Genomic DNA, 22,486 nt, shown 5'->3' with positions numbered 1-22,486 from the left:
GCACCGGCCGTTTTTTGGCACAAAAAGGGGCAGTAAAAGCGGAATAAGCACTTTTACTGCTTTGTTGTTTCGCGCTGCAATTCCTAGCTCGTCAGTCCCTGTGTCTGGAGAACGAGCTCCTTCACGGCAGCGGCGGGCACCTGCCGGCCACTGTTCAGCAGGGCCTCGACCGAGGAGGGAATCCGGTCCTCGGAGCCGATGATCAGGGGCGTTCCTTCCGGTGAATCAGGCAGCCGTCCATGCGTGCCCCGCACATGGGTCGGATCCAGGGGCACGGTACTCATGGCGTACCGCAGGCCCAGCTTCTTTTTGACCAGGTTGAGGCCGGCTTTTGCCTTTGCCAGCCTGTCCGCCGGGTTGAAGAAGAGTTCGGCTGGGTCGTAGCCGGGTTTTCGGTGGATATCGACGCCGCGCGCGTATTCGGGCGCCCGGTCATCGTCGAGCCAGAAGTAGTAGGTGAACCAGGCACGCGGTTCCGCTATGGCAACGAGCTCCCCGGACCTTTCATGATCGAGCCCGTAGCGCGCCTGCGCCTCCCGGTCCAGGACCTCATCCACTCCGTCCGTCCCGCGAAGCACCGCTGCCACCCGCTCCACGTCCGAGGGGTCAGAGACGTAGACATGGGCAACCTGGTGGTCAGCGACCGCAAAGGCCCGCGACGTCCACGGGTCCAGTTGCTCCCTGCCATTCTGGACATAGACCTCGAGCAGCCCTTCCCTGCGCAGGACGCGGTTGATATCCACTGGTGTGCGCGCTTCTTCGATCCCGTACTCGGCCACCGCAATCACCGCGTAGCCGCGCGCATCGGCCTCATCCAACAGTGGAGTGAGGGCGCGGTCGAGGTCGGCAGCCGCACGTGCGGCCTGCGGCGAATCGGGTCCAAACCGTTGGAGGTCGTAGTCCAGGTGCGGCAGGTAGGCCATCAGCAGATTCGGAGACTGGTTCCGCATGACGTGCCGTGTTGAGTTGATGATCCACTCACTCGACCGGATGGTCGCCGTTGGGCCCCAGTACTGGAAGAGCGGGAACTCGCCATAGCTGGACACCAGTTCCTCGTGAAGTTCCGCCGGCCGTACGTAGGCGTCCGGTGACTTGCGGCCGTCCGCGTGATAGATCGGGCGGGGAGTCACCGTCAGGTCCGTGGACATCCCCATGGCGTACCACCAGCAGATATTGCCCGCGCGGTACCCGGGATCCTGCCTGCGGGCAGCCTCCCAAATATTCTCGCCGCTGACGAGCCTGTTGTGCTGGCGCCACAGGAAAACATCGCCGAGATCCCGGAAGTACCAGCCGTTTCCCACGACTCCGTGCTGGGCCGGCGCCAGGCCCGTCAGCATAGTGGACTGAACGGTGCACGTCACGGCAGGCAGGACCGTAGCCAGTTCCGACGACCATCCCTGCGCCGCAAGGCGCGAGAGGCGCGGCATCTGGACCAGGGCCTTGGCCGTCAATCCAACGACGTTCAGCAGAAGTACTGGTTTCACGGTTTTTCCTTGCTTCAGATTGTCAGGGGCGTCCGGCGACAGGAGTCCAGGGAGCAGGGGCGGCAGCGAACAGATTCGACTGCGCCCATGTAATCTCCGCTGCAATTCCCTCGGTGATTCCTACCGAGGCGCCGGGCAGCACGCTCCAGGTGTACGTCTCAATATCGAGGTGTACCTCGGACCCGTATGGCAGCTGACGGACTTCTTCCACGGCACGCTTGAGCACGTTTACGGTGGTCTCCAGCGGTGCAGCGGGCACATGGTGGAGCGGTATGTGGAAGTGGACCCGCCACGGGTTTTCCGCCGGCAGGTCGGCGAGGGCTTCGCCAAGATCATCGGCAGCCACAATACCGGCCGGCTGAGACTCCCGTACCTGGTGGAGGTAGCGCGGTTCAACGAACTCCGCCAGGGCTTCCCTTGCTGCACGGTCGGCTGGATCGGTGACGTGCAGCGCCGCTGACGCCTGTACCTTCACGATCCGCAGACCTGCCGCGTCAATCTGCTTGATGGCGCCGGCCGGATCCGCGAACGAAACTGCGAGGTGGCAGGTGTCCACGCACAAGCCCACGAATTCCGGATCCACGCCGCGCCCGATTCGTGTTTCCAGCCACCCCACGACGTCGGCGACGGTGTCGAGCACACACCCCGGTTCCGGTTCGACGGCGACGCGGACGGTCTTTCCCGTACGGTCCCGCAGCTCACGCAAGCGGGAGCTCAGCTCGGCAAAAGCGGAGGTGGCGGCGTCGTCGTCGTGCTGTGTCCATGGCTGGCGCCACGCAAGGGGCAAGGTGGAGATCGAGCCTGCAGTGTCCTCGGGCAGAAGGGCTGCCAGCACCTCGGCGCAGTCCAGCGTGTACTCCAGCCGCTGATGCTCCGCCCACGTCGGCTTATATACGTCGAGCTTAACTACCTCGTTGTGGAAGCCGCCGTAAGGGAACGCATTGATGGTGTGCAGCTGCAGCCCTTCAGCATCGAGGACGCCGCGGAGGGCGGCACGGTCCTCGGTACTCCGGGCCAGCTGACGGGCCAGCCCGGCGGGAAGCCACAGACCCACGCCGAGCGTGTCGAGGCCAACGGTGCGCCGGATCGGACCGGCATATTCGCGGAGTTGCCGGATGACGCCGTCGAGATCCTCAGCGGGGTGGACATTGGTGCAGTATGAAAGGAGCATCAGACCCGGGCCCCCCGCAGGACCGAGTTGCCCTCGAAGCCCGCTGCCGCGTCCGGCAGGTCAGCCGCATCGAACCCGGGGATCGGATCAAGGATCAGCTGGCCGCTTTGCCCGTAGAACTCAACGGGATTGCGCCAGAGCACCTTGTCCACGTCGTCGGCCGTGAAGCCTGCCGCGAGCATCGCGTTGGCGGTGCTGACTGTTTTCAGGGGGTCCGACCTGCCCCAGTCAGCCGCTGAGTTGACCAGGACCTTGTCGGTTCCGTACTGGCTGAGGATGGCCACCATGCGGTGCTCGTCCATTTTGGTGTCGGGGTAGATGGAGAACCCCATCCACGCGCCGGCGTTCTTTACCATCCCGACATTCGTCTCATTGAGGTGGTCAACAACCACCATGCCGGGTTCGACGCCTGACTCGCGGACGACGTCGAGCGTCCTCTGCGTGCCGGCGAGCTTCTCCCGGTGCGGGGTGTGCACCATCACCGGCAGTGAATATTCCAGCGCAAGCTGCAACTGGCGGCTGAACGCTTCGTCCTCAGCGGGAGTCATTGAGTCATAGCCGATCTCGCCGATGGCCACCACTCCCTCCTTCACCAGATACCGGGGGATCTCATCCAGGACGGGAACGCACCTCGGATCGTTCGCCTCCTTGGGGTTGAGGGCAATCGTGGCGTGATGCCGGATCCCGAACTGGGCGGCCCTGAACCGTTCCCAACCCAGCAGGGAGTCAAAGTAGTCGATGAAGGAGCCCACGTTGGTGCGCGGCTGGCCCATCCAGAACGCAGGTTCAACGAGGGCGCGCACTCCGTTGGCGTACAGCGCCTCGTAATCGTTGGTAGTCCTGCTTGTCATGTGAATGTGGGGGTCGAAAATACGCATGGCTGGCTTCCCTTAAGAAGAGGTGGAATAGCTGGATGAGGACTGCAGGAGCAGCTGGACGTCCTCCGGGACCGGACGCCCTGCGGCGGTGCGCTCCGCGGCAAAGTCGCGTGCCATCCGGGCGAGTTCGTTATCCGCCCGTTCCCGGAGATCAGTGACGGTGCTGAGGCTGATGCCCATAAAAACCAGCTTCAGAACGGCGTGGCGCCAGTTGTGCTGGTCAAGGTAGGCTGCGGCGAACGGACCGACGGCGGCTGCAACAATGCCGTTCTCGCTGGTCCGCAGGGCCTCCGCTGTCAGGCGCAGTCCCGCCGCGACGACGGCGGCCGGAAGTTTGGGTGTGCGTGTGGCCAGCACTCCCAATCCCCTGAGCACGCCACGGCGTTCTGCCGAATCCCCGCCGTCGTAGAGGGCCAGCAAGGCTTCGGCCAGTTCAGCCGGGGACAGGAACTCCCCAAGCCGGCCGATCAGTTCGCCTCTTGCATGGTCGCTGACGGTGCCGAACAACACACCGGCGGGGTCGGCGTCCGGGCGAAGAGGGCTGCGGCCGACGCGACGACCGGCCATGGCGAAGATTCTGGCCAGGCTGCCGGGGTCGGCAGTGATCGCCGTTGTGCTCTCCTGCAGCCAGCGTTCGGATTCCCTGATGGTTCCTGCTTCATGCCAGCCGGCGCGGAGCGCATCCATGCTGCGCGCTGCCAGTCCCGGAGCGTCATGGGAGTGCCGCGGCAGCTCGACGGCGGCGACACCGCTGTAGCCCAGTTCGGCCAGCGTCGCGAGTGCTAGCGGCAGGTTAACGGTGCCTTCGCCAAAGGGCAGGTGCTCGTGGGCGTGCGGGCGCATGTCGTCCAGCTGGACGTTGGCCAGCAACGGACCTGCCTGCAGGAGGGCTCCGCGCACCCCGCCCGGCTCCACCACTACACAGTGGCCGATATCGACGGTCACGCGCAGGTTCTCCGGGTCACCCAGTTTCGCCCGAAGGCGCAGCACGTCGGAGACCGTTTCGATCAGCATTCCCGGTTCGGGTTCCACGGCGAGAAGTACATCCTTGCCGCGGGCATATTCAACGATGTCGGCGACCCGGGATGTGAGCCGCTGCCATCCCGTTTCGGGGGTGGTGCCCGCAGGAAGTATGCCGGAAAAGAAGGAGACGCACTCTGCGTTAACGGCCGCAGCTATGTCGACGGCGCGGCGCAGGAAGGCAACGCGTGCTGCGGCCTCTGGGTCCACCAGCGCGGGCCGGTGCTTGTGCCGCGGGTCGAGCAGGAAGCGGGTGCCGGTTTCAATGACGATGCGAAGGCCCAGCCCATCAAGCCGGTGTCGCAGTGACAGCAGCTGTGCATCCAGGTCCTCGGCAAACGGATCCAGGTGCGGGTGGCCCAGGGTCAGTGCCACAGCGCCGTACCCCTGCTCGGCGAGGAGTTCAAGCGCTACGGGAAGGGGGTGGTCGGTGAAACCGTTCGTCCCGTATCCCAGGCTGAAAGGCATGGTGGATGCTGTGGTTGCTGTCATGACTCGCTGATCCTCGAACTCCGGGGACGGGAACGCAGGACCTTGCCGAGCACGTCCACCGACGCAAGCACGCCGGCCGCAGCCACGTTTCCCTGCCGCAGCGTGAGTGCTGTCTGAAGGGGGACCATAGCCCGGATGCCTGCTTTGGTGGCTTCAAGAGCGTTCTTTGCCACCGGATTGCGTGCGGCCCGCACTTGGGCTGGAGCGCAGCGGACGGCATAGGCGGCAGCCGCGGCTAGCACAGCGAACACCTGGTTGCCGGGTACCGCAGAACCGGCCACTACTGCGCTGGCCAGCAGGCCGGTGCCTGCAGCCGCGCCGGAAGCGGTCGCCGTCGTTGTTCCCTCGACTTCACCACGGGAGAGGAGGGTTACGGCTACCGTGTGGCCGCCCATGATGCCCGCGGCGGCCAGGGCTGGCCGGAAGTGGCCGGAACCGGCGCCCATGAGGACGTCAAGGGCACGGCAGGAGCCCATGGTGATCGCGCCGGATATGGCATGGCGCTTGGCCAGCAGGTCATAGGTCCAAATTGCGGCGGCGAGCGGAAGCGCCACGCTGAAAGCCTGCCTGCCGCCTCCCGCCGCACTGAAGGCGAGGCCCGCCACTGTGAGGGCTGCCGCCGCGGTGAGGCCGTTGCGGGCGCTGATCCGACCGGATGGAATGGGCCGTTCCGGCCGCTCGCGTGCATCGGTCCCGCGATCGGCGTAGTCATTCAGGGCCATGCCGCCGGCGTAGAGGCAGGCGCTCGCCAGGGGGAGAACCACGCGGCGGCCGCTAAGCGAGTGCCCGGCGGCCGACCCGCCCACGAGCGTATCGCCGAGGACGGTAAGGACGGCCGGCGCACGGACCAGTTCGAGGTAGTCATTAATGCGGCTCACTGCTGCTCGAGGCTCCCGGTGCCGGCCGCCAGCTTCGCAGTCGCCGATTGCGCCCACTCCACGAGGTTGCCGGTCTGGTTCGCAAAGGAGTGTTCGTCGCTGCCCCAGGGATCCTTGAAGAAGAATCCGAGGGCGCCTATATGGCCTTCCTCTCCGGCAGCGTGGGCCAGCGCCATCAGACGCGAGAGGTCCAGCACCATCGGTGCGGCCAGCATGGAGTCGTAGGCGCTCCAGGTGGTTTGCAGCGTGAGGCGGGAACCGAGGAATCCTTCAACATTAATGTGGTCCCAGGCCACCTTCGTCTCGCCCAGATCCTGGACATTGTCGATGTGAAGTGGAGTAACGGCACCTCCGGTCAACTCCTGAAGGCCGCGGTTCTTGGACTGCAGTTTCCCCGAAACGGCCAGCGGGTCAGCGAGCGTGGCTCCGTCACCGCCGCCGAGGAGGTTGGTCCCGGCCCAGGACAGGACACGCAGCCCGCGGGCGGCAAAGGCCGGAGCCAGAACGGACCGCAGCCAGGTTTGACCCGTCTTCCCATCCTGCCCGGCGCTCGGGATGTGGTGCTGGACAGCCAGTTCACGCAGTGCAGGCACACTAAGGGCGGCGGAGGGTGTGAAACAGACGTAAGGCGAGCCGGCAAGGATGGCAGCGTAAGCGCTGACGGAGCTGGGCGGAAGCACCGAACGCTCCGGGTCCTCCAGCGCGGCCAGCAGCAGATCCACGTCACTGAATTCAGGGATTGGCTCAATCGGGGCCTCGGTGGAAGCGACGTCGAGAACAATGACCCGGCTCAAGCCGTTGGAGCGCTTGAAATCCGTGATGTCCCCGGCCAGCCGGCGCGCCACCTCGGCCTGCGACTCCGATTTTTGCGCGGGGTTGTACCCGGGCCGCACGCGCTGGTCCGTTTCCACGAGGTGAGGCCGGACGGATTCGAGCAAGTGAAGCGGCAGCATCCCCGATTCAACGAGGGCTTCGGCGCGCTTGGCCATGCACACGTCGCTGATGTCATGGCCGCCCATCACGAAGTCCGCGAAGTCTGGAAGGGCCACGTCGCCGAAGGCTTCCTGCTCCGTGACGCAGCCGGTGGGGACCGCAAGTCCGGCGGTGATGGCCGCCAGGCCCACGGTGGCCGTAGTTGCCACCGACCCTCGCGCGCCGATGAGCCAGATGCCCGTCTTGCCGTAGGCCGGCGGGGTAGATGCCCGCTGCCGGCCGGCACGGCCGGAGTTGAGGTCCCTAATCAAAATCTTCCTCCTTGAAGTGACGCTGCATCTGCCTCCGGGCCCACCTTCCCCTTGTGAAGGGGGATCGTGGCTGGTGAGGCGCTGGTCACAAGAACCTAGCACGACTAATGACGGCAAACAACGAATGTTCCTTCTCCTTCGATGTATCCGTGTCCCGGGCAGTGCGTCTTAAATCGAATGCCCCGCCTGGTTTCGCGGATTCTTTGAAGAAGTGGGTGCGGCGGCGATGCCGGTGCTACGGAAACGACACGCCCCTCGGCGTATATCGGGGAGGCCGCCAGTAGCTGCTCCGCCCGACCCTTTTGTCGAAAGGTGTGCTTTAATTAGTCGATGAGTGACATAAGTAGTTTCAATGGCCTCGGGTCCTCCGGAGCGAGCGAATTGTTTCAGATCCTGCGGGACGGACGGCCCCGTACCCGGACTGAATTGGCGGAGCAGATGGGGCTCGCGCGCTCCACGGTGACGCTGCGCATCGAGGCACTCATGGAACTAGGTCTGGTGGGCTTCGTCGATGATGCTGTCTCGACGGGCGGCCGCCCCTCCTCCCGAATTGCCTTGAAGGCCGGCAGCAAGGTTGTCCTTGGAGTGGACATCGGCGCATCGCACTTGAGCGTTGCCGTGACGGACCTTACCGGTCACCGCCTGCGTGAGGCCGCGCGCACCATCGAGGTCACCCGGGGACCGGATGTTGTGCTGGAGGCCGTTGTGGAAGTGGCTACCGAACTGCTCAAGGACTCAGGGCGGGCCATGACTGACCTCCTGGCCATCGGTATCGGCCTGCCCGGGCCTGTCGAGCACAGGACGGGCAGGCCCATCAATCCGCCCATCATGCCCGGCTGGAACGGCTTCGACGTTCCGGGCCACCTGCAGGCCCACTTCCACGTTCCGGTCCTCGTCGATAACGACGTGAACATCATGGCGCTCGGGGAACGGAATGTGGCATGGCCGAACGTGGACAACCTCATTTTCGTTAAAGTTGCCACGGGCATCGGCTCGGGCATCGTCTCCAGCGGCATGCTGCAGCGGGGCGCCGACGGCGTTGCCGGCGACATCGGGCATATCAGGGTCCATAACGGCACGGGTGTTCCGTGCCACTGTGGAAATTTGGACTGCCTTGAGGCTGTCGCTTCAGGACCGGCCGTCGCGTCGAAGTTGCGTGAGGTTGGCCTGGAGGCCAACACCAGCGAAGACGTGGTGCGGCTTGTCGGGGCCGGCAGTACGGAAGCCGTGCGGGCAGTGCGCCAGGCGGGCAGGGACGTTGGCGAGGTCCTTTCGGCCTGCGTCAGCCTTATCAATCCGTCCGTCATCGTTATCGGCGGCTCCATGGCCTTGACCGGGGAGCACTTCATTGCAGGAATCCGCGAGGTGGTTTACTCGCGCACCATTCCTCTGGCAACCCAGCACCTCCAGATTGTTCAGTCCAGTTCCGGACTCGACGCCGGCGTCCTGGGTGCCAGCATGCTGGCAATCCACCATGCCATGTCTCCGCAGCGCATCGATGCCATGGTTCTGGGCCTCTCGGGGGCCGTGGGCTGACAGGTGGGCACCCTCCACAACCTCCCGTCGACTTTTGCTTGACAGGCAACAAAATCCCCGATTAGTCTCAAACCCAAGCCCGGTCGACGGCGACGCTACTTGGAGTTGTAGGCGCCGGTGACCGGCCAGGCTGAAAGCCAAACACGCTTTCCGTCTGGGGTTTTGGGCGTGAATAAGCGCATGAAACCGGGGAACTCATGTCAGCGAAAGCGTGCACCACATCTGCAGTCATGAGCTCCTGTCCCCATCGCGTCTGATGCTTACGACGGCAACGGTGGAGTGCGACGCGCACGGCGAGGACGCTGTGGGTGAAGCAACCAACCGTGGGCGGCGTTGCCGCTTCGCCGTCTCGGCCTCTGCCGCGAGCCCCCGTAAACAACCGGCTGCGCTGCAGCTTCGCATGCTTCCCCTCACCAAGGCCGGTGAAGGAACGCATTTCACTGCCAGGAAAGGCAAACAATATGTGCTTTGGTTTCAATGCCCCAGGCGCCCTTCGTCGTTCATTGGAGGAGAAGGGCGTCGACCGGCGTGGCTTCCTGAGGGGAGCAGTGGCGGCAGGCGTGGGTGTCGGCCTCGCCGGTATCGGCGGGACCGCTGCGGTGGCCGCTCCGGCTGCCCAGGGTGCAGGCCGGCCTGTTCCCCCCGGACTCATCAGCATCCAGCTGTACACACTGCGTTCGATCATGCGGGGCGAAGGTGTGGACACCACGTTGGCGAGCCTCGCCAACTATGGCTTCACCAAGGTTGAGCTCGCCGGGCTGTACGGCCGAACCGCTGAGGCGATGCGCTCGACACTTGATTCACTTGGCATCACCGCTTCCTCGAGCCATGACGGAATCAGTGCCACTCCTGCCGCGCTGGAGACCAAGATCGCCAACGCCGTAACCCTCGGCCAGACCCACATCAACGTGCCATACCTGGTTTCCAGCTCCGCAGCCGACTGGTACCGCTGGGCTGACCAGATGAACGAGGAAGCTGCTGTTGCCAACCAGGCCGGCCTGAAGTACGGCTACCACAACCACGCGCACGAGTTCACTACTGACCTCGGCGGCGGCCTCACCCCCTGGGACATCTTCACCAGCCGCCTGGACCCCAAGCTGGTCCATTTGGAGGTGGACCTCTACTGGGCGGTCACGGCCGGCTTTGGCGTGGGTGCGAAGGATCCCATCCAGTTCGCTATCGACACCATCCAGCAGGCTCCGCAGAAGGTCCTGCAGTATCACGTGAAGGACCGCGACGCCGCGGGTGGTTTCGCTGACCTCGGAACCGGAGAGATCGACTTTGCGCGCATCTTCCGGGCGCATACTCCGAAGGAGTTCATCGTCGAGAACGACCAGCCCGACGTCACGCCTCTGCAGACGGCCGAGGTGGGCTACAACTACCTTCGGGCACTCCGCTTCTAGCAGGCCACTTACGTGGAAAGCCGGGCTTGCCTGCAATTGGGCAGTGCAGGTCCGGCTTTCGCCATCCGGGACCCATCACCTGGCAGCCGGCCATAGAGTCCATCGCTGGCATTGCCGGGAAAGTCGGACCGGGTGCCCTCATCTCCGCCTAAAAGCAGGGATAGTTGGAGCTATCCGTTTCGTTATGTTCACGCTGATTACCCGCAGCCTGGAAGGAGTTGTTCTGTGAACGCTGCAAACGCCGTATTTAGCACGGAGCAAGAGCAGGTGGTCCTCCTGGACGCAAACGGCCAGCCCTGCGGGACAGCGCCGAAAAAAGATATCCACCATCGACAAACCCCGCTTCACCTGGCCTTCTCCTGCTACGTATTCGACCGGATGGGCCGATTGCTGGTTACCCGGCGTGCCCTCGTGAAGGCTGCCTGGCCCGGGGTATGGACCAACTCCTTCTGCGGACATCCAGCGCCTGGTGAAGACATGCTTGACGCGGTCCGGCGAAGGGGCCAGTGGGAACTGGGAATCGACGTCTTCGACGTGGAGCAGCGACTGCCACATTTCAGGTACAGGGCGGTTGACCCGAATGGCATCGTTGAAAATGAGCTGTGCCCTGTCTTCACCGCCGTAACCGACGATTCCGTAGCACCCCGAAAGTCAGAGGTGTGCGAATACCAGTGGGTTTCGATGTCCGACCTGGCGGACGCAGTGAAGTCCGCTCCCTGGGCTTTCAGTCCATGGCTCGTCCTGCAACTCAGGGAGCTGCACACCAGCCGCTAATGGCGCCCTTGCGCATCACGAAGGTCCGCGTGGGATGGCTGAACGTCCCCGCCGGGAGCAGATGCTCCGTGTCGGACCTGCGTGCGCCTGGCCAGTGCGCCGGCAGCAAGGAACACCCCTGTCAGTAGTACCGCTGCGCCGGCAGCAGCATCCAGGCTGCGTGGCCACAGGCCGGTGATCCCCAGAACGGCGGGAAGGGTCGCCGTTACCTGGCTGGTGAGCACGAGGGACCAGCCGGTAAATACGTCCACCCGGGTCAGTCCCAAGGCCATCGAGGCAAAGAACAGCCCCCACAGGGTGGACCAGCACAGCCAAAGGACGGCCAGCAGCGGATCGTCGCGCAACCATGCCGCCGCAAGGAGCAGGCCGACAAAGGCCACCATCCCGCAGAACCAGCCAAGCCCCTTCGACCCCAGGTCAAGCATGACGTCCAACCCCGCGTAGGCGTAGGTCAGGCCAAACAGGATCATGCCGGCAGCGCTCAGAAGTCCGGGCGCTTCGGTGCCCGTGGTGGACAGGTATCCCAGGGCGAGTGCCGTCTGGATGCTGCCGACCGCCAGGCTGAAGAATCCCGCGTCACGCCGCGGAAGGTATCCGAGCATCGCCAGGCCGTTGATGAGGAGCGCTGCTCCTGACAGCAGCAGGCACAAGTGTGGCATCAGGATCCCTTCTGCATGGGCTTCCCAAGCGCTGGGGGAAACCAGCCGTGGGGGCGCGCTGTCCTTGGCGCTTCCGGCATGCGAAATATTGCTACCATAAAATGGAATGGTAGTTCATTTGAAGGAGACAAGCATGGATGCACGACTCGAGGCCGTCAAGGAGACCGTCCTGGCCAGGAGCCCTGGTGAGGCGGAATTCCATCAGGCCATCACTGAAGTCTTCGAAAGCCTCGGCCCGGTCCATGACCGCCACCCCGAGTTCCTGCAAGGGGCTGTCCTCGAACGGCTTTGCGAACCTGAACGCCAGATTATCTTCCGGGTGCCCTGGACCGACGACGAGGGCCGCGTGCAGATTAACCGCGGCTTCCGGGTTGAATTCAACTCCGCGCTCGGGCCCTACAAGGGCGGGTTGCGGTTCCACCCCTCGGTCAACCTTGGCATCGTAAAATTCCTCGGGTTCGAGCAGATCTTCAAGAACGCCCTGACGGGAATGCCCATTGGTGGCGGTAAAGGCGGCTCCGACTTTGACCCCCGCGGCCGCAGCGATGCCGAAGTCATGCGGTTCTGCCAGTCCTTTATGACCGAGCTCTACCGCCACATCGGGGAGTACACCGACGTCCCGGCCGGCGACATCGGGGTGGGCGGGCGCGAAATCGGCTATCTGTTCGGACAGTACAAACGCATCACCAACCGCTACGAATCCGGGGTGCTCACCGGCAAGGGCATCTCCTGGGGCGGATCACTGGTCCGGCCGGAGGCAACCGGCTTCGGAACGGTCATCTTCACCAACGAAATGCTCAAAACGCGGGGGCTGTCCTTCGAGGGGCAGCGGGTTGTGGTTTCAGGCTCCGGCAACGTCGCCATCCACGCCATCGCCAAGGCACAGGACCTGGGCGCCACGGTGGTAGCGTGCTCGGATTCCAGCGGCTACATCGTGGACGAGGGCGGTATCGACGTTCCGCTGCTGCGGGAGATCAAGGAAGTGCAGCGCGGCCGGCTCAAGGAATACGCCGCCCAAACGCCCGAGTCCACGTACTTCGAAGGCGGTTCCGTCTGGGACGCAGGCGCCACGGTTGCCCTGCCATGCGCCACCCAGAACGAGCTCGACGGCGCCGCTGCAGCCGGCCTCGTCAGTGGCGGCGTGCTCGCGGTGGGTGAAGGGGCCAACATGCCCAGCACTCCCGATGCGGTGTCCATTTTCCAGCAGGCCGGAGTGCTCTTCGGCCCGGGCAAGGCGGCCAACGCCGGCGGGGTGGCCACCTCCGCTTTGGAAATGCAGCAGAACGCCAGCCGCGATTCCTGGTCCTTCGAGCACACCGAGCAGCGCCTCACCGAGATCATGGTGGGCATCCACGACGTCTGTGCCGCCACGGCGGAAGAGTACGGTGCGCCAGGTGATTACGTCCTGGGCGCGAACATCGGGGGATTTGTGAAGGTGGCAGACGCCATGCTGGCGCAGGGGCTGATCTAGCCGGCACCCGCACGAAGGGTTCCGCGGTTAGGTGCGCTATTTGTTTTTGCCCCGGGCTGCCACGTTCCACCGGTCCACGAGTTGTCCCTGCCGTACGACGGCTACCTCGTCCACGAGGTTGATGGCCAGGCACACATGGTTGGGGACGACCCGCAGCCGGGTGCCGATGGGTGGCGGCGCGGCGCCGTCGTGCCATTCCACCGTGGCGTGGTGCTCCGAGAGGGCGATGACCCGGGCCTCGAGGTAATCGATCAGCCGGCCAAATCCAGTTGCCCAGGCGGGGCGGTCGCTGCCCAGGATCTTGCTGCCGGCGTCAACGATGAAGCGTGCAGGGGTGCCCGGCGGAGTGGTGTGATGGCTGACCACCGTGGTTGCCACCGTGAGGGAAATGTCGTCAAGGGCGCAGCGGCCCAGCTCGAATTGCTGGGCGTCGCCAAACACGTAGACTCCGGGCCGCACTTCGGTGGCAGCGGAACCCTCAGTGAGCAGTGCCGTTGGGGTCGATCCGCCACTTCGGACCTTCGCCTCGAATCCGGCCGCCGTAAGGACTTCTGCCGCCTGCGTCAGTGCTGCCTGCTCCTGTTCCGCCGCCTCGGCGGGCATCCCTGGGGCGTAGCTGTGGCCCGGGAAGGTGAACACTCCTGCCACCTGCAAACCGGCGTCGGAGGCTGCCCGGGCCACCGTTGCCGCGGCTTCCGGCCGGACGCCGCTACGGTGGTGGCCGCTGTCGATTTCCACCAGCACGGCCACTGCCCCGGCAGCATCGCCCAGGCCCTCGCCAAGCATTGCCGCGCCGGGTGCAGAGTCCACGCCTACTGAGATCACTGCCGTTGCGGCCAGCCGCCGGAGCCGCTCGGCCTTCAGGGACGAAACCCACAAAGGGTAGGCGATGAAGATGTTGTCCACACCCCGGGCCGCAAACACCTCCGCTTCGCCGATGGTTGCCACTGTCAGGCCGGCAGCACCAGCGGCCAGCTGCCGGGCGGCGATCTCGGGGATCTTGTGGGTCTTCGCGTGCGGGCGCAGGGCCAGGCCCTTTGCCTTGACGGCCTGGGCCATCCTGGCGATGTTCCGGTCCAGGGCGTCCACGTCCACCAGGATTTCCGGCGTATCAACCTCGGTGGGAATCGTCATTTTCCTGCATCCCTCGGTCCTGAAGCTACACAAAACTGGTTGCAGCCTTCCTGGCTCCTAGGCTTCCTCGAACCAGCCGCGGGCAGGGTTGGTCACTTCCGGAATGGAGCGGTGCAGCTCCGGCTGCGCGGCCCAGCGCACACCGTTGGCCAGGACCCGCTGGATCTGCGGGTGGTGGTACACGGGGTATTCCTGGTCGCCGGGGCTGAAGTAGAAGATGCGGCCCTTGCCCCGGGTGAACGTGACGCCGGAACGGAACACCTCGCCGCCCGCGAAGGAGCTGATGAAGATCAGGTCGTCCGGGTCCGGGATGTCGAACAGTTCCCCGTACATCTCCTGCTCGGGGATAACGATCGGGCTGTCCACGCCGTCGGCAATAGGATGCGATGGCTTCACGGTCCACACCAGCTCGCGCTCGCCGTCATTCCGCCAGGCGAGGGAGCAACTGGTGCCCAGCAGCTTGGTGAACACCTTGGCGAAGTGCCCCGAGTGGAGAACGATCAGCCCCATCCCGCCCAGGACGTGGCGCTGGACGCGTTCGACGACGGAGTCGCTCACCTCGTGGTGGGCCATGTGTCCCCACCAGAGCAGGACGTCCGTCTCGGCAAGAACCTCCTCGTCGAGGCCGTGTTCGTCGTCGGTGGCCAGGACCGCCGTCGTGATCTCTGCCTCGGGGTAGTAGGAACGGAGCCCTGCGGCGATGGCGCCGTGGATGCCGTCAGGGTAGATCTCCCCGATGTGGGACGGCTCGTTGATGGCTTCGTGGACGCCCTCGTTCCAGACCCGGATCCTCAGTTTGCCGTTCATTAGAGACGAACCTCCTTTTGCTCCCGCGCGGACTGGTAGCACGCGTCGATGATCTGTGCGCGATACAGCGCCAGGGATCCATCGTGCTCACCCCATACATCCTTGCCGCCAAGCACCGCCGTCACGAAATCTTCCACAACTCCGTCATGCGCGCGTCCAGGCAATACCGGCGGCACGTAATCGGCGCTCTCGCCGTCTTTTTCCGTGAACACCCGAAGCTGTCCTACGGGCGGAAAGGGTGCGCCCTGCACTTTGAGTTCAGCGCCGCCGTCCGTCCCGTAGACCGTGAAGTCCAGGAGGTCGTCCGTTTCCCGGTAGGTGGCCCAACTCGCCTCGATCAGCAGGGTCCCACCGCCTTCAAGCCGGAGGAATGCGGACGCGAAGTCTTCCACCTCAAAGGCGTGGCTGGAGGCTAGGGCTGAGTACGCACTGCCGCCGCCCCGCCCCTGCGGGCCCAGCTCCGAGTGGGTGGCAGCGGAGACGGCCACCACTTTGGGCTCGCCGAGCAGATGCAGTGCGTAGTCCAGCGCGTGGACGCCGATGTCTGCCAGCGGTCCGCCGCCTGCAAGTTCGGGATTGGTGAACCAGCTGCCCAGCGTCGGGATGCCGGAGCGGCGCAGCCAGGATGCTTTAGCGTAGTACGGCCGGCCCAGCCCGCCGTCGTCGATCACACCCTTCAGGGCCTGGATGTCGCCGCGGCGGCGGTGGTTGAAGGCGACGTCGAGGACGCGTCCTGCCTTGCGCGCCGCGTCCACCATGGACTGGCCTTCGGCGGCGTTGCGCGCGATCGGCTTCTCGCTCAGCACGTGTATCCCGCGTTCCAGCGCGGCGACGGCGATAGGTGCGTGCAGGAAAGTTGGCACTGCCACGCTGATCGCGTCCAGTCCGCCATGCTCCAGCATGTCTTTCCAGTCTGCGAACGCATTGGCGATGGCGTATTCAGCCTGCAGGGAGTCGCGGAGTTCCTGCTCCATGCCTGCCAGGGACACGATGCGGACCCCTGGCAGGGAATCGTAGGCTTTGAGATGCTGTTGTCCCGCCCAGCCGATGCCGACGACCCCCACCCTCAGTTCTTTCACAGGTTCATTCTCCAAGGGAGCAGCGCCCTGCGCTGAGGACTGGTCCTTGTTCACTGATCTTCCTTATCTCTTGGGAGGCGGGGGAAGGATGCGAAGCTACGGTACCGGGGCGGTACGTGGCTGCGTGGGTTTTCAACAGCATAGCCGCCTGCCGGTTACGGGGCTTGAAACTACGTTGCTGCTATCAGTGGGACAGCTGAAACTCGCGCGTGAATGACTGAAACCATCATTTAACACACCGGAAACCCACCCCAAGACGGCCGCCATACAGTTGGAACCAGACGGCAATAGCTGCCCTCCGATGAACGTGGTACTGACTCCGCGTCCCTCCTCCGGAGTGGCTCCAACGGGCGATTTGGCGTTCTCTCCTCGCATCACGAAAGGGGTTTCCCATGGATTCGGGAAATGTCGCTTGGATTCTGGCCAGTTCCGCGCTGGTTTGTATGATGATCCCCGCCCTGGCCCTGTTTTACGGGGGCATGGTGGGATCCCGCCGCATTCTGAACATGATGATGATGTGCTTCGGCGGCGCCAGCCTGGTGGCCGTCCTCTGGGCGCTCTTTGGCTACTCCATGGCTTTTGGAAACTCGGTAGGCGGCCTGGGGCTCATCGGGGACGTCACCGAATTCCCGGGCATGGGGCAGCTGCTCGCCGCAAATGAGGGCGCTTCCATCCCGGTCGCCCTGTTCGCCGCGTTCCAGCTGTTCTTCGCCTGCGTCACCACTGCCCTGGTTGCCGGGGCAGCGGCCGGGCGGATGAAGTTCGGCGCTTGGATGCTGTTTGCTGGCATCTGGGCAACCATTGTCTATTTCCCCATCGCGCACTGGGTGTTCGCCTTCTCCTCGGCTGACGGCAGTGTCACCGGCGGCTGGATCGCCAGCGGCATCAAGGCCATCGACTTCGCCGGCGGAACCGCTGTGCACATGAACGCCGGCGCTGCTGCCCTGGCTTTGGCCCTCGTCCTGGGCAAGAGCTCTGGCTGGCCGAAGGTGGAACACGCCAAGCCGCACAGCCGGCCGCTGGTGCTCATCGGCGCCGGGCTGCTGTGGGTGGGCTGGTTCGGCTTCAACGCCGGCTCCGCGCTCTCCGCCGGCCAGTCGGCCTCGGTGGTTTTCCTCAACACCGCTGTTGCTGCTTCGGCGGGTCTCCTCGCCTGGGCACTCGTTGAGCGCCTTCGCCGCGGGGCAGCCACCAGCATGGGTGCCGCGTCCGGCCTGATCTCAGCACTGGTCGCCATCACCCCCGCATGTGGCGCCGTCAGTCCTCTCGGCGCGGTGGCCATCGGCGCCATCGCCGGGGCCGTCTGCTCCCTGGCCATCGAGCTGAAGTTCCGCCTGGGCTATGACGATTCGCTCGACGTCGTAGGTGTCCACCTGGTGGGCGGCATCCTCGGCACGCTGCTGATCGGGCTGTTTGCTACCGACGCCGCACCGAACGCTGTCAACGGACTCTTCTATGGCGGCGGTGTCGAACTCCTGGGTGTCCAGTCGCTGGCAACTGTCACGGTGCTCGCCTACTCGTTCGGCATCACCTGGATCCTGGCGAAGATCCTGGACAAGACCATTGGGCTGCGCATCAAGCCCGAAGACGAGATGCGGGGCATAGACCTCGCCGCCCACTCCGAACTGGCTTACCTGACGGATGAAGATCCGGTGGAGCTCGGCTCGCCGCAGCGGACCTGACGGGTACTTGAGAAGCCGGGCGGAGCGCCCGGAGTACACGTCAGGCAGAGGGCCAAGCCTTGGACCGGTGCCGGCAGCAGCCGGCTTATAGTTCCAGGGTTTGGCCCTTTGTCGTGTTCCGGCGTGCTTGGTATTCCTGCTTATTGTTCGCTGCAGACGAGGGTCCCGTCGCGGACTTCCAAGGCCGCCGCCCGGACGTGGCTGAGGCGGGTTTTGGCGTCAAATCCCATGGTGTCGATGTCTTCGCCGCCCCAAAACGGGTGGGTGAAGTAGACCAGTAAGGCACGTTCCGTCCCGTCTTCCTTGGCTTCGAGGGGAACCACGTCAGCATGGCGTCCGACGACGGGCCTGCCGTGCACGTGCTCCGGTTGCGTCAGGATAAGCCCGCCCAGGTGTTCCTGCCGGACCCAGCTGCCAGCGGCGTCATCCGACTGATAGATCGCCTGGCCCCGCCACTCGTCAACGATCATCCAGTAGTTTCCCTCGAGTTGGAAGACCTTCGGCCCTTCATGCGGGCGGCCGGGGATCGTGAGTCCTTCAAGAATCCACGACGACGGGTCCTGGGGTTTATCACTGACCGCGCTGTACGTGTTCGAGCCGCGGTCTTCGTCCTTGTACCAGAGGCGGTAGCGGCCATCCCCGCAGAGTGCCACGGCGGCGTCGATGACCCGCGGGGAATCCAGATCAACGGCGCCGAGGTACTCCCAAGAGACGAGATCATGGCTGGCAAACTGGACGATGGACGCGGTACCGGTCCAGTCCATCCGTACCCCGCTGACGACCGTCAGGTACATGATCCACTGATCACCGATTCTTACGACGTCGGGAGCCCAGAGGGTAGCGGGCTGTTCCGTTTCCGGAGGCACCAGTCCGTCCACGGTGCCTTGGTAGCTCCACGTCAGTCCGCCGTCCGAGGACCTTGCAACGCCGATTGCCGTGCCGTGCACCCATTCGACACCGGTCAGTCCGGCCGCCGTGGCACGCCGCTGGGTATAGAACAGCACCCACTCGCCGGTGAGGTGGTCCGGAACCAGGATCGGGTCGGTGGGCCCGTCCCAGACGGGGTCGCGGTAAGGGACCGTGAAGGCGTCCGGGTGCAGGGGAGTAAGGGCAGTTACTGGCTGTTGCGACACGCGCTTCTCCAACGTTGTAGTTATGGTTGGGTGTCCAGCATATGGGCTGTGGATGAAGCGCTGATACGGCGGCGCCAGACAGATTCTCTGCTGCTACTCCTGGAACAGCCCTGCCAGGTCTTCGGCCGTGATGGCGCCACCGGCCAGGGCGTCACCTTCCATCACGTCCGCGAACAGCTGCGACTTCCGGGCCTTGAGCGCCATGACCTTTTCCTCGATGGTGTCCTTGGCGACGAGCCGGTAGACCATCACGTTCCGGGCCTGCCCGATCCGGTGGGTCCGGTCCACGGCCTGGGCCTCGGATGCGGGGTTCCACCAGGGATCCAGCAGGAACACGTAGTCCGCCTCGGTGAGGTTCAATCCAAACCCGCCGGCCTTCAGCGAAATCAGGAACACCGGAGCAGTGCCGTTCTTGAACTCGCTGACCACATCCGCACGGTTGCGGGTGCCGCCATCGAGGTAGCAGTACTCGATCTTCTCCTCGTCCAGCCGTTCCCGGACCTTGCCCAGGAACCCGGTGAACTGGCTGAAGATCAGGGCGCGGTGGCCTTCCGCGACCAAGTCCTCAAGCTGCTCGAACAGCACGTCGAGCTTGCTGGAGCGGACTGACGAAAGGGCTGGATCCACAAGTGAGGCGTCCAGGCTGAGCTGCCGCAGCAGGGTCAGCGACTGGAAGATGGTGAAGCGGTTCTTGTTGACGTCCTCGATCAGCCCCAGGATCTTCTGCCGTTCGCGCTGCAGGTGTGTCTGGTACACCTTTTGGTGGCGCGGGTTCAGCACCACTTCCAGGATCTGTTCCTGCTTCGGCGGCAGGTCCTTGATCACCTGGTCCTTGGTGCGGCGCATCATCAGCGGGCGGACCCGACGGCGGAGCTTGTCCAGCTGCCCCTTGTCGCCGTTCTTCTCCACCGGCTTCTGGTAGTACTCGGCGAAGCGCTTGGGACTGGAAAACAGGCCAGGGGCGACGATGGAGGTAAGTGCCCAGAATTCCATGAGGTTGTTTTCCAGCGGCGTGCCCGTGATGGCGAGCTTGAAGGGTGCCGGCAGTTTGCGGGCGCACTGGTACGCCTTGGACTGGTGGTTCTTCACGAACTGGGCTTCATCCAGCACCAGGCCGGACCATTCGCGTGAGGCGTACGCGTCGTAGTCGATGCGGAACAGGGCGTAGGAGGTGATCACGATGTCGGCCCCGGCCAGTGCCGCAGCCACGTCCTGCCCACCCTTTGCGAATGTCTCACCGACCGCCTGGACCTTCAAACCGGGAGCGAACCGCGCTGCTTCCAGGGCCCAGTTGCCCACAACACTGGTGGGGGCCACCACCAAAAAGGGAGCGACGGCGTCGGGCGTTGAAGCGTCTGCTGCCGCCAGCGCCAATTCCTTCGCCGCGCACATCAGGGCAAGGGCCTGCACGGTCTTGCCGAGGCCCATGTCATCCGCGAGGATCCCGCCGAGGCTGTGCCGGTACAGGAAGGTGAGCCAGTTAAAGCCCTCCAGCTGGTAGGGGCGCAGCTCCGCGTTCAGGGTGGCGGGCAGCGGCAGGCCGTCCACGCCGCCCTCCAGCAAGCCGCCCACCGCCGAGCGCCAGGCTGCCGCCTGCTCGTCCACGATCCCCAGCTGGGCCAGCTCGTCCCACAGTCCCGCCTGGAACCGGCTGATTTGCAGGGGCGCGTCCTTGTTGTCCTGCAGGGAGCGGGCTTCTTCGATCAGCGCCCGCAGCTGGTGCAGTTCGGGCAGGTCCAGCGAGAAGTAGGCGCCGCTGGGCAGCAGCATCTTGGTCTGCCCCGCGGCCAGCGCGGAGAACACCGCGGCGAAGGACACCGGTTGGCCCTCGAGGGTGATCTGGATGCCGAGGTCGAACCAGTCGCGCTGTTCAGTGGCTTTGGTGGAGATGGAAACCACCGGTGCTTCCTCAGCTTCCCGGTAGTCGGCGATGTCGCCCACGGTGTCGACGTCGACGTCCGGAGCCTGGCGCAGGCGGGGCAGCACTTCCTCCGTGAACGCGAGCGTGTCCAGGCCCTTCAGCTCCACGGACGCCGCGAGCCGGGGGGTGCCCCAGCCGCCGGTGGCGGATTCACCCAAGGCGGGAACCACGTCCCACGGCTGGCCGATGCCTTCAAGGATGCGGGCTTCAGCGGTGTCGTCGCGGTAGCCATGGTCGCCGGGATGCCGCCACAGCGGCTGGGCAGTGACCAGGTTTCCCGATGTGTAGTGCCATTCCCAGTGCAGCCGCACCCGGTGGTCAGCACCATAGTTCGCCAGCAGGGAGAGTGTAGGGACAGCCAAGGTGGGCAGTTCAACGGACTCGTCACGGGCAGTGACCCGGGCCGTTTGCTTCAGCTTGGGGTAGAAACCGGTGAGGAAGCGCGACTCATCCTTGGCCGGAATGTGGAGGGTGCTGCCCGCCGTCACGAACGCCAGCAGTTCCTCGCTCAGGCCGCTTTCCAATGGTGCCAGCGTGATGATGCCGTCAGGGTCCGGGACACCAGGCAAAGCAGCCTCTCCCGTGGTGAAGAAGATTCCGTGCGCCGGGCGGCCGATCGTCCCCACCGCAGCGGGATCAACCTCGACCCCCTCAACGGCGATGGTGGGCGCAAGCTCCAGCCCGCCGTCGGACGCCATGCCCTGCCGGGGCGCGGCGCCGGCAGCCTCAGCTGCAGCACCCTCCGCGTCGGCAGGCGCGCCGTACCTTCCCAAATTAAGCCCGACGGCGGCCGGGGACTCCGCGAGCCGCACCGGCTCGGTGCCGCGCGAGTGGACCAGCGCCAGGCCGATCTTTTTGGCGTCGGGCAGCAGGCTCCAGAGGTTCTTTCCCGAGTAGGTGTTCAGGCCCAGCCAGAGGCCGGAGGAGTTGTGCATGCGGCTGGCCGAAGCGGAGTGGGCGGCCAGGAATTCCTGCATCCACTCCACATGCGACTCATTGCACTCACCGCGGAAGTTCAGGTAGCTCAGGGTGTTCCAGGAGACGTCCCCGCGGATCCATTTGCCCTTGGCCCCCATGATCACCGGGCGCGCCTTGAGCTGGCGGACACTGCGGAGCGGATCCCGGCGGCCTGTGTAGGAGAAGTGGGGTGCCGGTTCCTCGATCTCGAACTGGAGGGCCAGGGGGGCGCCGTTGCTGGAGGGAGCGGCACCGGGCTGCGAGATGAGGGGGCTGAGGGCGCGCTCCCAGTCAGGAACGGCACCGGATGGTTCGCGCGCTACCTGGGTGGCGGTGGCCGGTGAAAGGAGCTGGACGCGCGTGGCCGGGTTGTCCTCCGCCGCGAAGAGCAGCGCCGCTACGTGCTTGCAGTCCTTCCGGACCGGGCAGCTGCACACGCCCACCGTGCAGCTCCAGCCGCCCCCCTTGCGGACCAGTTTGGCGGTGGTGGAATAGGGCGCGTCAGCACCGCCGCGGACCTTGCCCAGCATGAGGCCGGTGGCGGCGTCGAACGAAATACCGGAGACGCGGCTTCCCATGGCATAAGCGAGCCCGGCCGCCAGGGAACGGTCGTTAATGGCGGGGGTCTGTATTGCCAGTGCCGCACTCTCGTCCGGTTGGGATGGCATGGTGCGCGCTACTTTCAGCAGGCCACGGCGGGGCCGGGGCCGGTGGTTGGTTATCTGATCCATCTTAGTTCGCCCAAGGGGGAGGGCGTGCCGCC

General features: G+C 64.9%; 17 protein-coding genes. 5 read left to right on the top strand and 12 right to left on the bottom strand.

The genetic code is table 11. The features are described 5' to 3' along the window. Positions 1 to 83: 83 nt before the first annotated feature. The 6 genes from M1D32_RS18460 to M1D32_RS18435 are packed head-to-tail and all read right to left on the bottom strand — an operon-like array spanning position 84 to position 7,167. A complete protein-coding gene (locus M1D32_RS18460) occupies positions 84 to 1,484 on the bottom strand; it encodes an alkaline phosphatase family protein (RefSeq protein WP_458780066.1) in 1,401 nt (466 codons plus the stop codon). 22 nt (positions 1,485 to 1,506) lie between these two features. Next, a complete protein-coding gene (eboE, locus tag M1D32_RS18455) occupies positions 1,507 to 2,655 on the bottom strand; it encodes a metabolite traffic protein EboE (protein ID WP_458780065.1) in 1,149 nt (382 codons plus the stop codon). After that, positions 2,655 to 3,533, bottom strand: a complete 879-nt coding sequence (locus M1D32_RS18450) for a TatD family hydrolase (RefSeq protein ID WP_458780064.1) — start codon at positions 3,531 to 3,533, stop codon at positions 2,655 to 2,657. The genes eboE and M1D32_RS18450 overlap by 1 nt, the downstream gene beginning before the upstream one ends. 12 nt (positions 3,534 to 3,545) lie before the next feature. Beyond that, complete coding sequence (locus tag M1D32_RS18445) at positions 3,546 to 5,045, bottom strand: EboA domain-containing protein (protein ID WP_458780063.1); 1,500 nt, start codon at positions 5,043 to 5,045, stop codon at positions 3,546 to 3,548. Next, the gene (locus M1D32_RS18440) at positions 5,042 to 5,923 is read right to left on the bottom strand and encodes an SCO3242 family prenyltransferase (protein ID WP_458780062.1); all 882 of its coding nucleotides are present in this window, start codon (positions 5,921 to 5,923) and stop codon (positions 5,042 to 5,044) included. Before M1D32_RS18440 ends, M1D32_RS18445 begins: the two co-directional genes overlap by 4 nt. Next, on the bottom strand, positions 5,920 to 7,167 hold the full coding sequence (locus M1D32_RS18435; protein WP_458780061.1) for an inositol-3-phosphate synthase: 1,248 nt from the start codon (positions 7,165 to 7,167) through the stop codon (positions 5,920 to 5,922). The genes M1D32_RS18440 and M1D32_RS18435 overlap by 4 nt, the downstream gene beginning before the upstream one ends. Positions 7,168 to 7,497: 330 nt before the next feature. On the opposite strand from M1D32_RS18435, the gene M1D32_RS18430 reads away from it, so the two are divergent. The 3 genes from M1D32_RS18430 (at position 7,498) to idi (ending at position 10,880) form a co-directional block, all read left to right on the top strand. Beyond that, positions 7,498 to 8,703: an ROK family protein gene (locus M1D32_RS18430; protein WP_458780060.1), complete on the top strand. Its 1,206-nt coding sequence runs from the start codon at positions 7,498 to 7,500 to the stop codon at positions 8,701 to 8,703. Positions 8,704 to 9,164: 461 nt separating this feature from the next. Then, positions 9,165 to 10,106, top strand: a complete 942-nt coding sequence (locus M1D32_RS18425; RefSeq protein ID WP_458780059.1) for a sugar phosphate isomerase/epimerase family protein — start codon at positions 9,165 to 9,167, stop codon at positions 10,104 to 10,106. A gap of 225 nt (positions 10,107 to 10,331) precedes the next feature. Then, the gene (gene idi, locus M1D32_RS18420) at positions 10,332 to 10,880 is read left to right on the top strand and encodes an isopentenyl-diphosphate Delta-isomerase (protein WP_458780058.1); all 549 of its coding nucleotides are present in this window, start codon (positions 10,332 to 10,334) and stop codon (positions 10,878 to 10,880) included. Here the strand turns inward: idi and M1D32_RS18415 are convergent. Continuing rightward, entirely contained in the window at positions 10,877 to 11,539 is a 663-nt protein-coding gene (locus tag M1D32_RS18415) for an AmiS/UreI family transporter (protein WP_458780057.1), read from the bottom strand. The genes idi and M1D32_RS18415 overlap by 4 nt on opposite strands. Positions 11,540 to 11,672: 133 nt before the next feature. On the opposite strand from M1D32_RS18415, the gene gdhA reads away from it, so the two are divergent. After that, entirely contained in the window at positions 11,673 to 13,010 is a 1,338-nt protein-coding gene (gdhA, locus tag M1D32_RS18410; RefSeq protein ID WP_458780056.1) for an NADP-specific glutamate dehydrogenase, read from the top strand. Positions 13,011 to 13,046: 36 nt separating this feature from the next. On the opposite strand, the gene M1D32_RS18405 is transcribed toward gdhA, so the two are convergent. Genes M1D32_RS18405 through M1D32_RS18395 form a run of 3 tightly spaced genes read right to left on the bottom strand, consistent with a single transcriptional unit; the run spans position 13,047 to position 16,030 of the window. Beyond that, on the bottom strand, positions 13,047 to 14,144 hold the full coding sequence (locus tag M1D32_RS18405; RefSeq protein ID WP_458780055.1) for an alanine racemase: 1,098 nt from the start codon (positions 14,142 to 14,144) through the stop codon (positions 13,047 to 13,049). Positions 14,145 to 14,201: 57 nt separating this feature from the next. Continuing rightward, positions 14,202 to 14,951 carry a ThuA domain-containing protein gene (locus M1D32_RS18400; protein ID WP_458780054.1) on the bottom strand — a complete coding sequence of 250 codons (750 nt, stop codon included), beginning with the start codon at positions 14,949 to 14,951 and terminating at the stop codon, positions 14,202 to 14,204. After that, positions 14,951 to 16,030 (bottom strand): Gfo/Idh/MocA family protein, encoded by a 1,080-nt coding sequence (locus tag M1D32_RS18395; RefSeq protein ID WP_458780053.1) that lies wholly within the window; start codon positions 16,028 to 16,030, stop codon positions 14,951 to 14,953. The genes M1D32_RS18400 and M1D32_RS18395 overlap by 1 nt, the downstream gene beginning before the upstream one ends. Positions 16,031 to 16,422: 392 nt before the next feature. Between M1D32_RS18395 and M1D32_RS18390 the strand changes: the two genes are divergently transcribed. Then, on the top strand, positions 16,423 to 17,712 hold the full coding sequence (locus M1D32_RS18390; protein WP_458780052.1) for an ammonium transporter: 1,290 nt from the start codon (positions 16,423 to 16,425) through the stop codon (positions 17,710 to 17,712). Between the two features lie 140 nt (positions 17,713 to 17,852). On the opposite strand, the gene M1D32_RS18385 is transcribed toward M1D32_RS18390, so the two are convergent. Together M1D32_RS18385 and M1D32_RS18380 are read right to left on the bottom strand one after the other, a co-directional pair. After that, entirely contained in the window at positions 17,853 to 18,845 is a 993-nt protein-coding gene (locus M1D32_RS18385; protein WP_458780051.1) for a glycoside hydrolase family protein, read from the bottom strand. A gap of 93 nt (positions 18,846 to 18,938) precedes the next feature. Beyond that, a complete protein-coding gene (locus tag M1D32_RS18380; RefSeq protein WP_458780050.1) occupies positions 18,939 to 22,391 on the bottom strand; it encodes a DEAD/DEAH box helicase in 3,453 nt (1,150 codons plus the stop codon). Positions 22,392 to 22,486: the final 95 nt, after the last annotated feature.

The sequence above is a fragment of the Arthrobacter sp. D3-16 genome (assembly GCF_054408515.1).
This window is presented reverse-complemented; position numbering and strand designations above follow the sequence as displayed.

What these genes read in the sequence shown, in the direction of transcription:
- eboE (WP_458780065.1), bottom strand. Translation starts at nt 2,655, where the DNA reads ATGCTCCTTTCATACTGCACCAATGTCCACCCCGCTGAGGATCTCGAC.
- M1D32_RS18450 (WP_458780064.1), bottom strand. Translation starts at nt 3,533, where the DNA reads ATGCGTATTTTCGACCCCCACATTCACATGACAAGCAGGACTACCAAC.
- M1D32_RS18445 (WP_458780063.1), bottom strand. Translation starts at nt 5,045, where the DNA reads ATGACAGCAACCACAGCATCCACCATGCCTTTCAGCCTGGGATACGGG.
- M1D32_RS18430 (WP_458780060.1), top strand. Translation starts at nt 7,498, where the DNA reads ATGAGTGACATAAGTAGTTTCAATGGCCTCGGGTCCTCCGGAGCGAGC.
- M1D32_RS18425 (WP_458780059.1), top strand. Translation starts at nt 9,165, where the DNA reads ATGTGCTTTGGTTTCAATGCCCCAGGCGCCCTTCGTCGTTCATTGGAG.
- M1D32_RS18415 (WP_458780057.1), bottom strand. Translation starts at nt 11,539, where the DNA reads ATGCCACACTTGTGCCTGCTGCTGTCAGGAGCAGCGCTCCTCATCAAC.
- gdhA (WP_458780056.1), top strand. Translation starts at nt 11,673, where the DNA reads ATGGATGCACGACTCGAGGCCGTCAAGGAGACCGTCCTGGCCAGGAGC.
- M1D32_RS18405 (WP_458780055.1), bottom strand. Translation starts at nt 14,144, where the DNA reads ATGACGATTCCCACCGAGGTTGATACGCCGGAAATCCTGGTGGACGTG.
- M1D32_RS18400 (WP_458780054.1), bottom strand. Translation starts at nt 14,951, where the DNA reads ATGAACGGCAAACTGAGGATCCGGGTCTGGAACGAGGGCGTCCACGAA.
- M1D32_RS18390 (WP_458780052.1), top strand. Translation starts at nt 16,423, where the DNA reads ATGGATTCGGGAAATGTCGCTTGGATTCTGGCCAGTTCCGCGCTGGTT.
- M1D32_RS18380 (WP_458780050.1), bottom strand. Translation starts at nt 22,391, where the DNA reads ATGCCATCCCAACCGGACGAGAGTGCGGCACTGGCAATACAGACCCCC.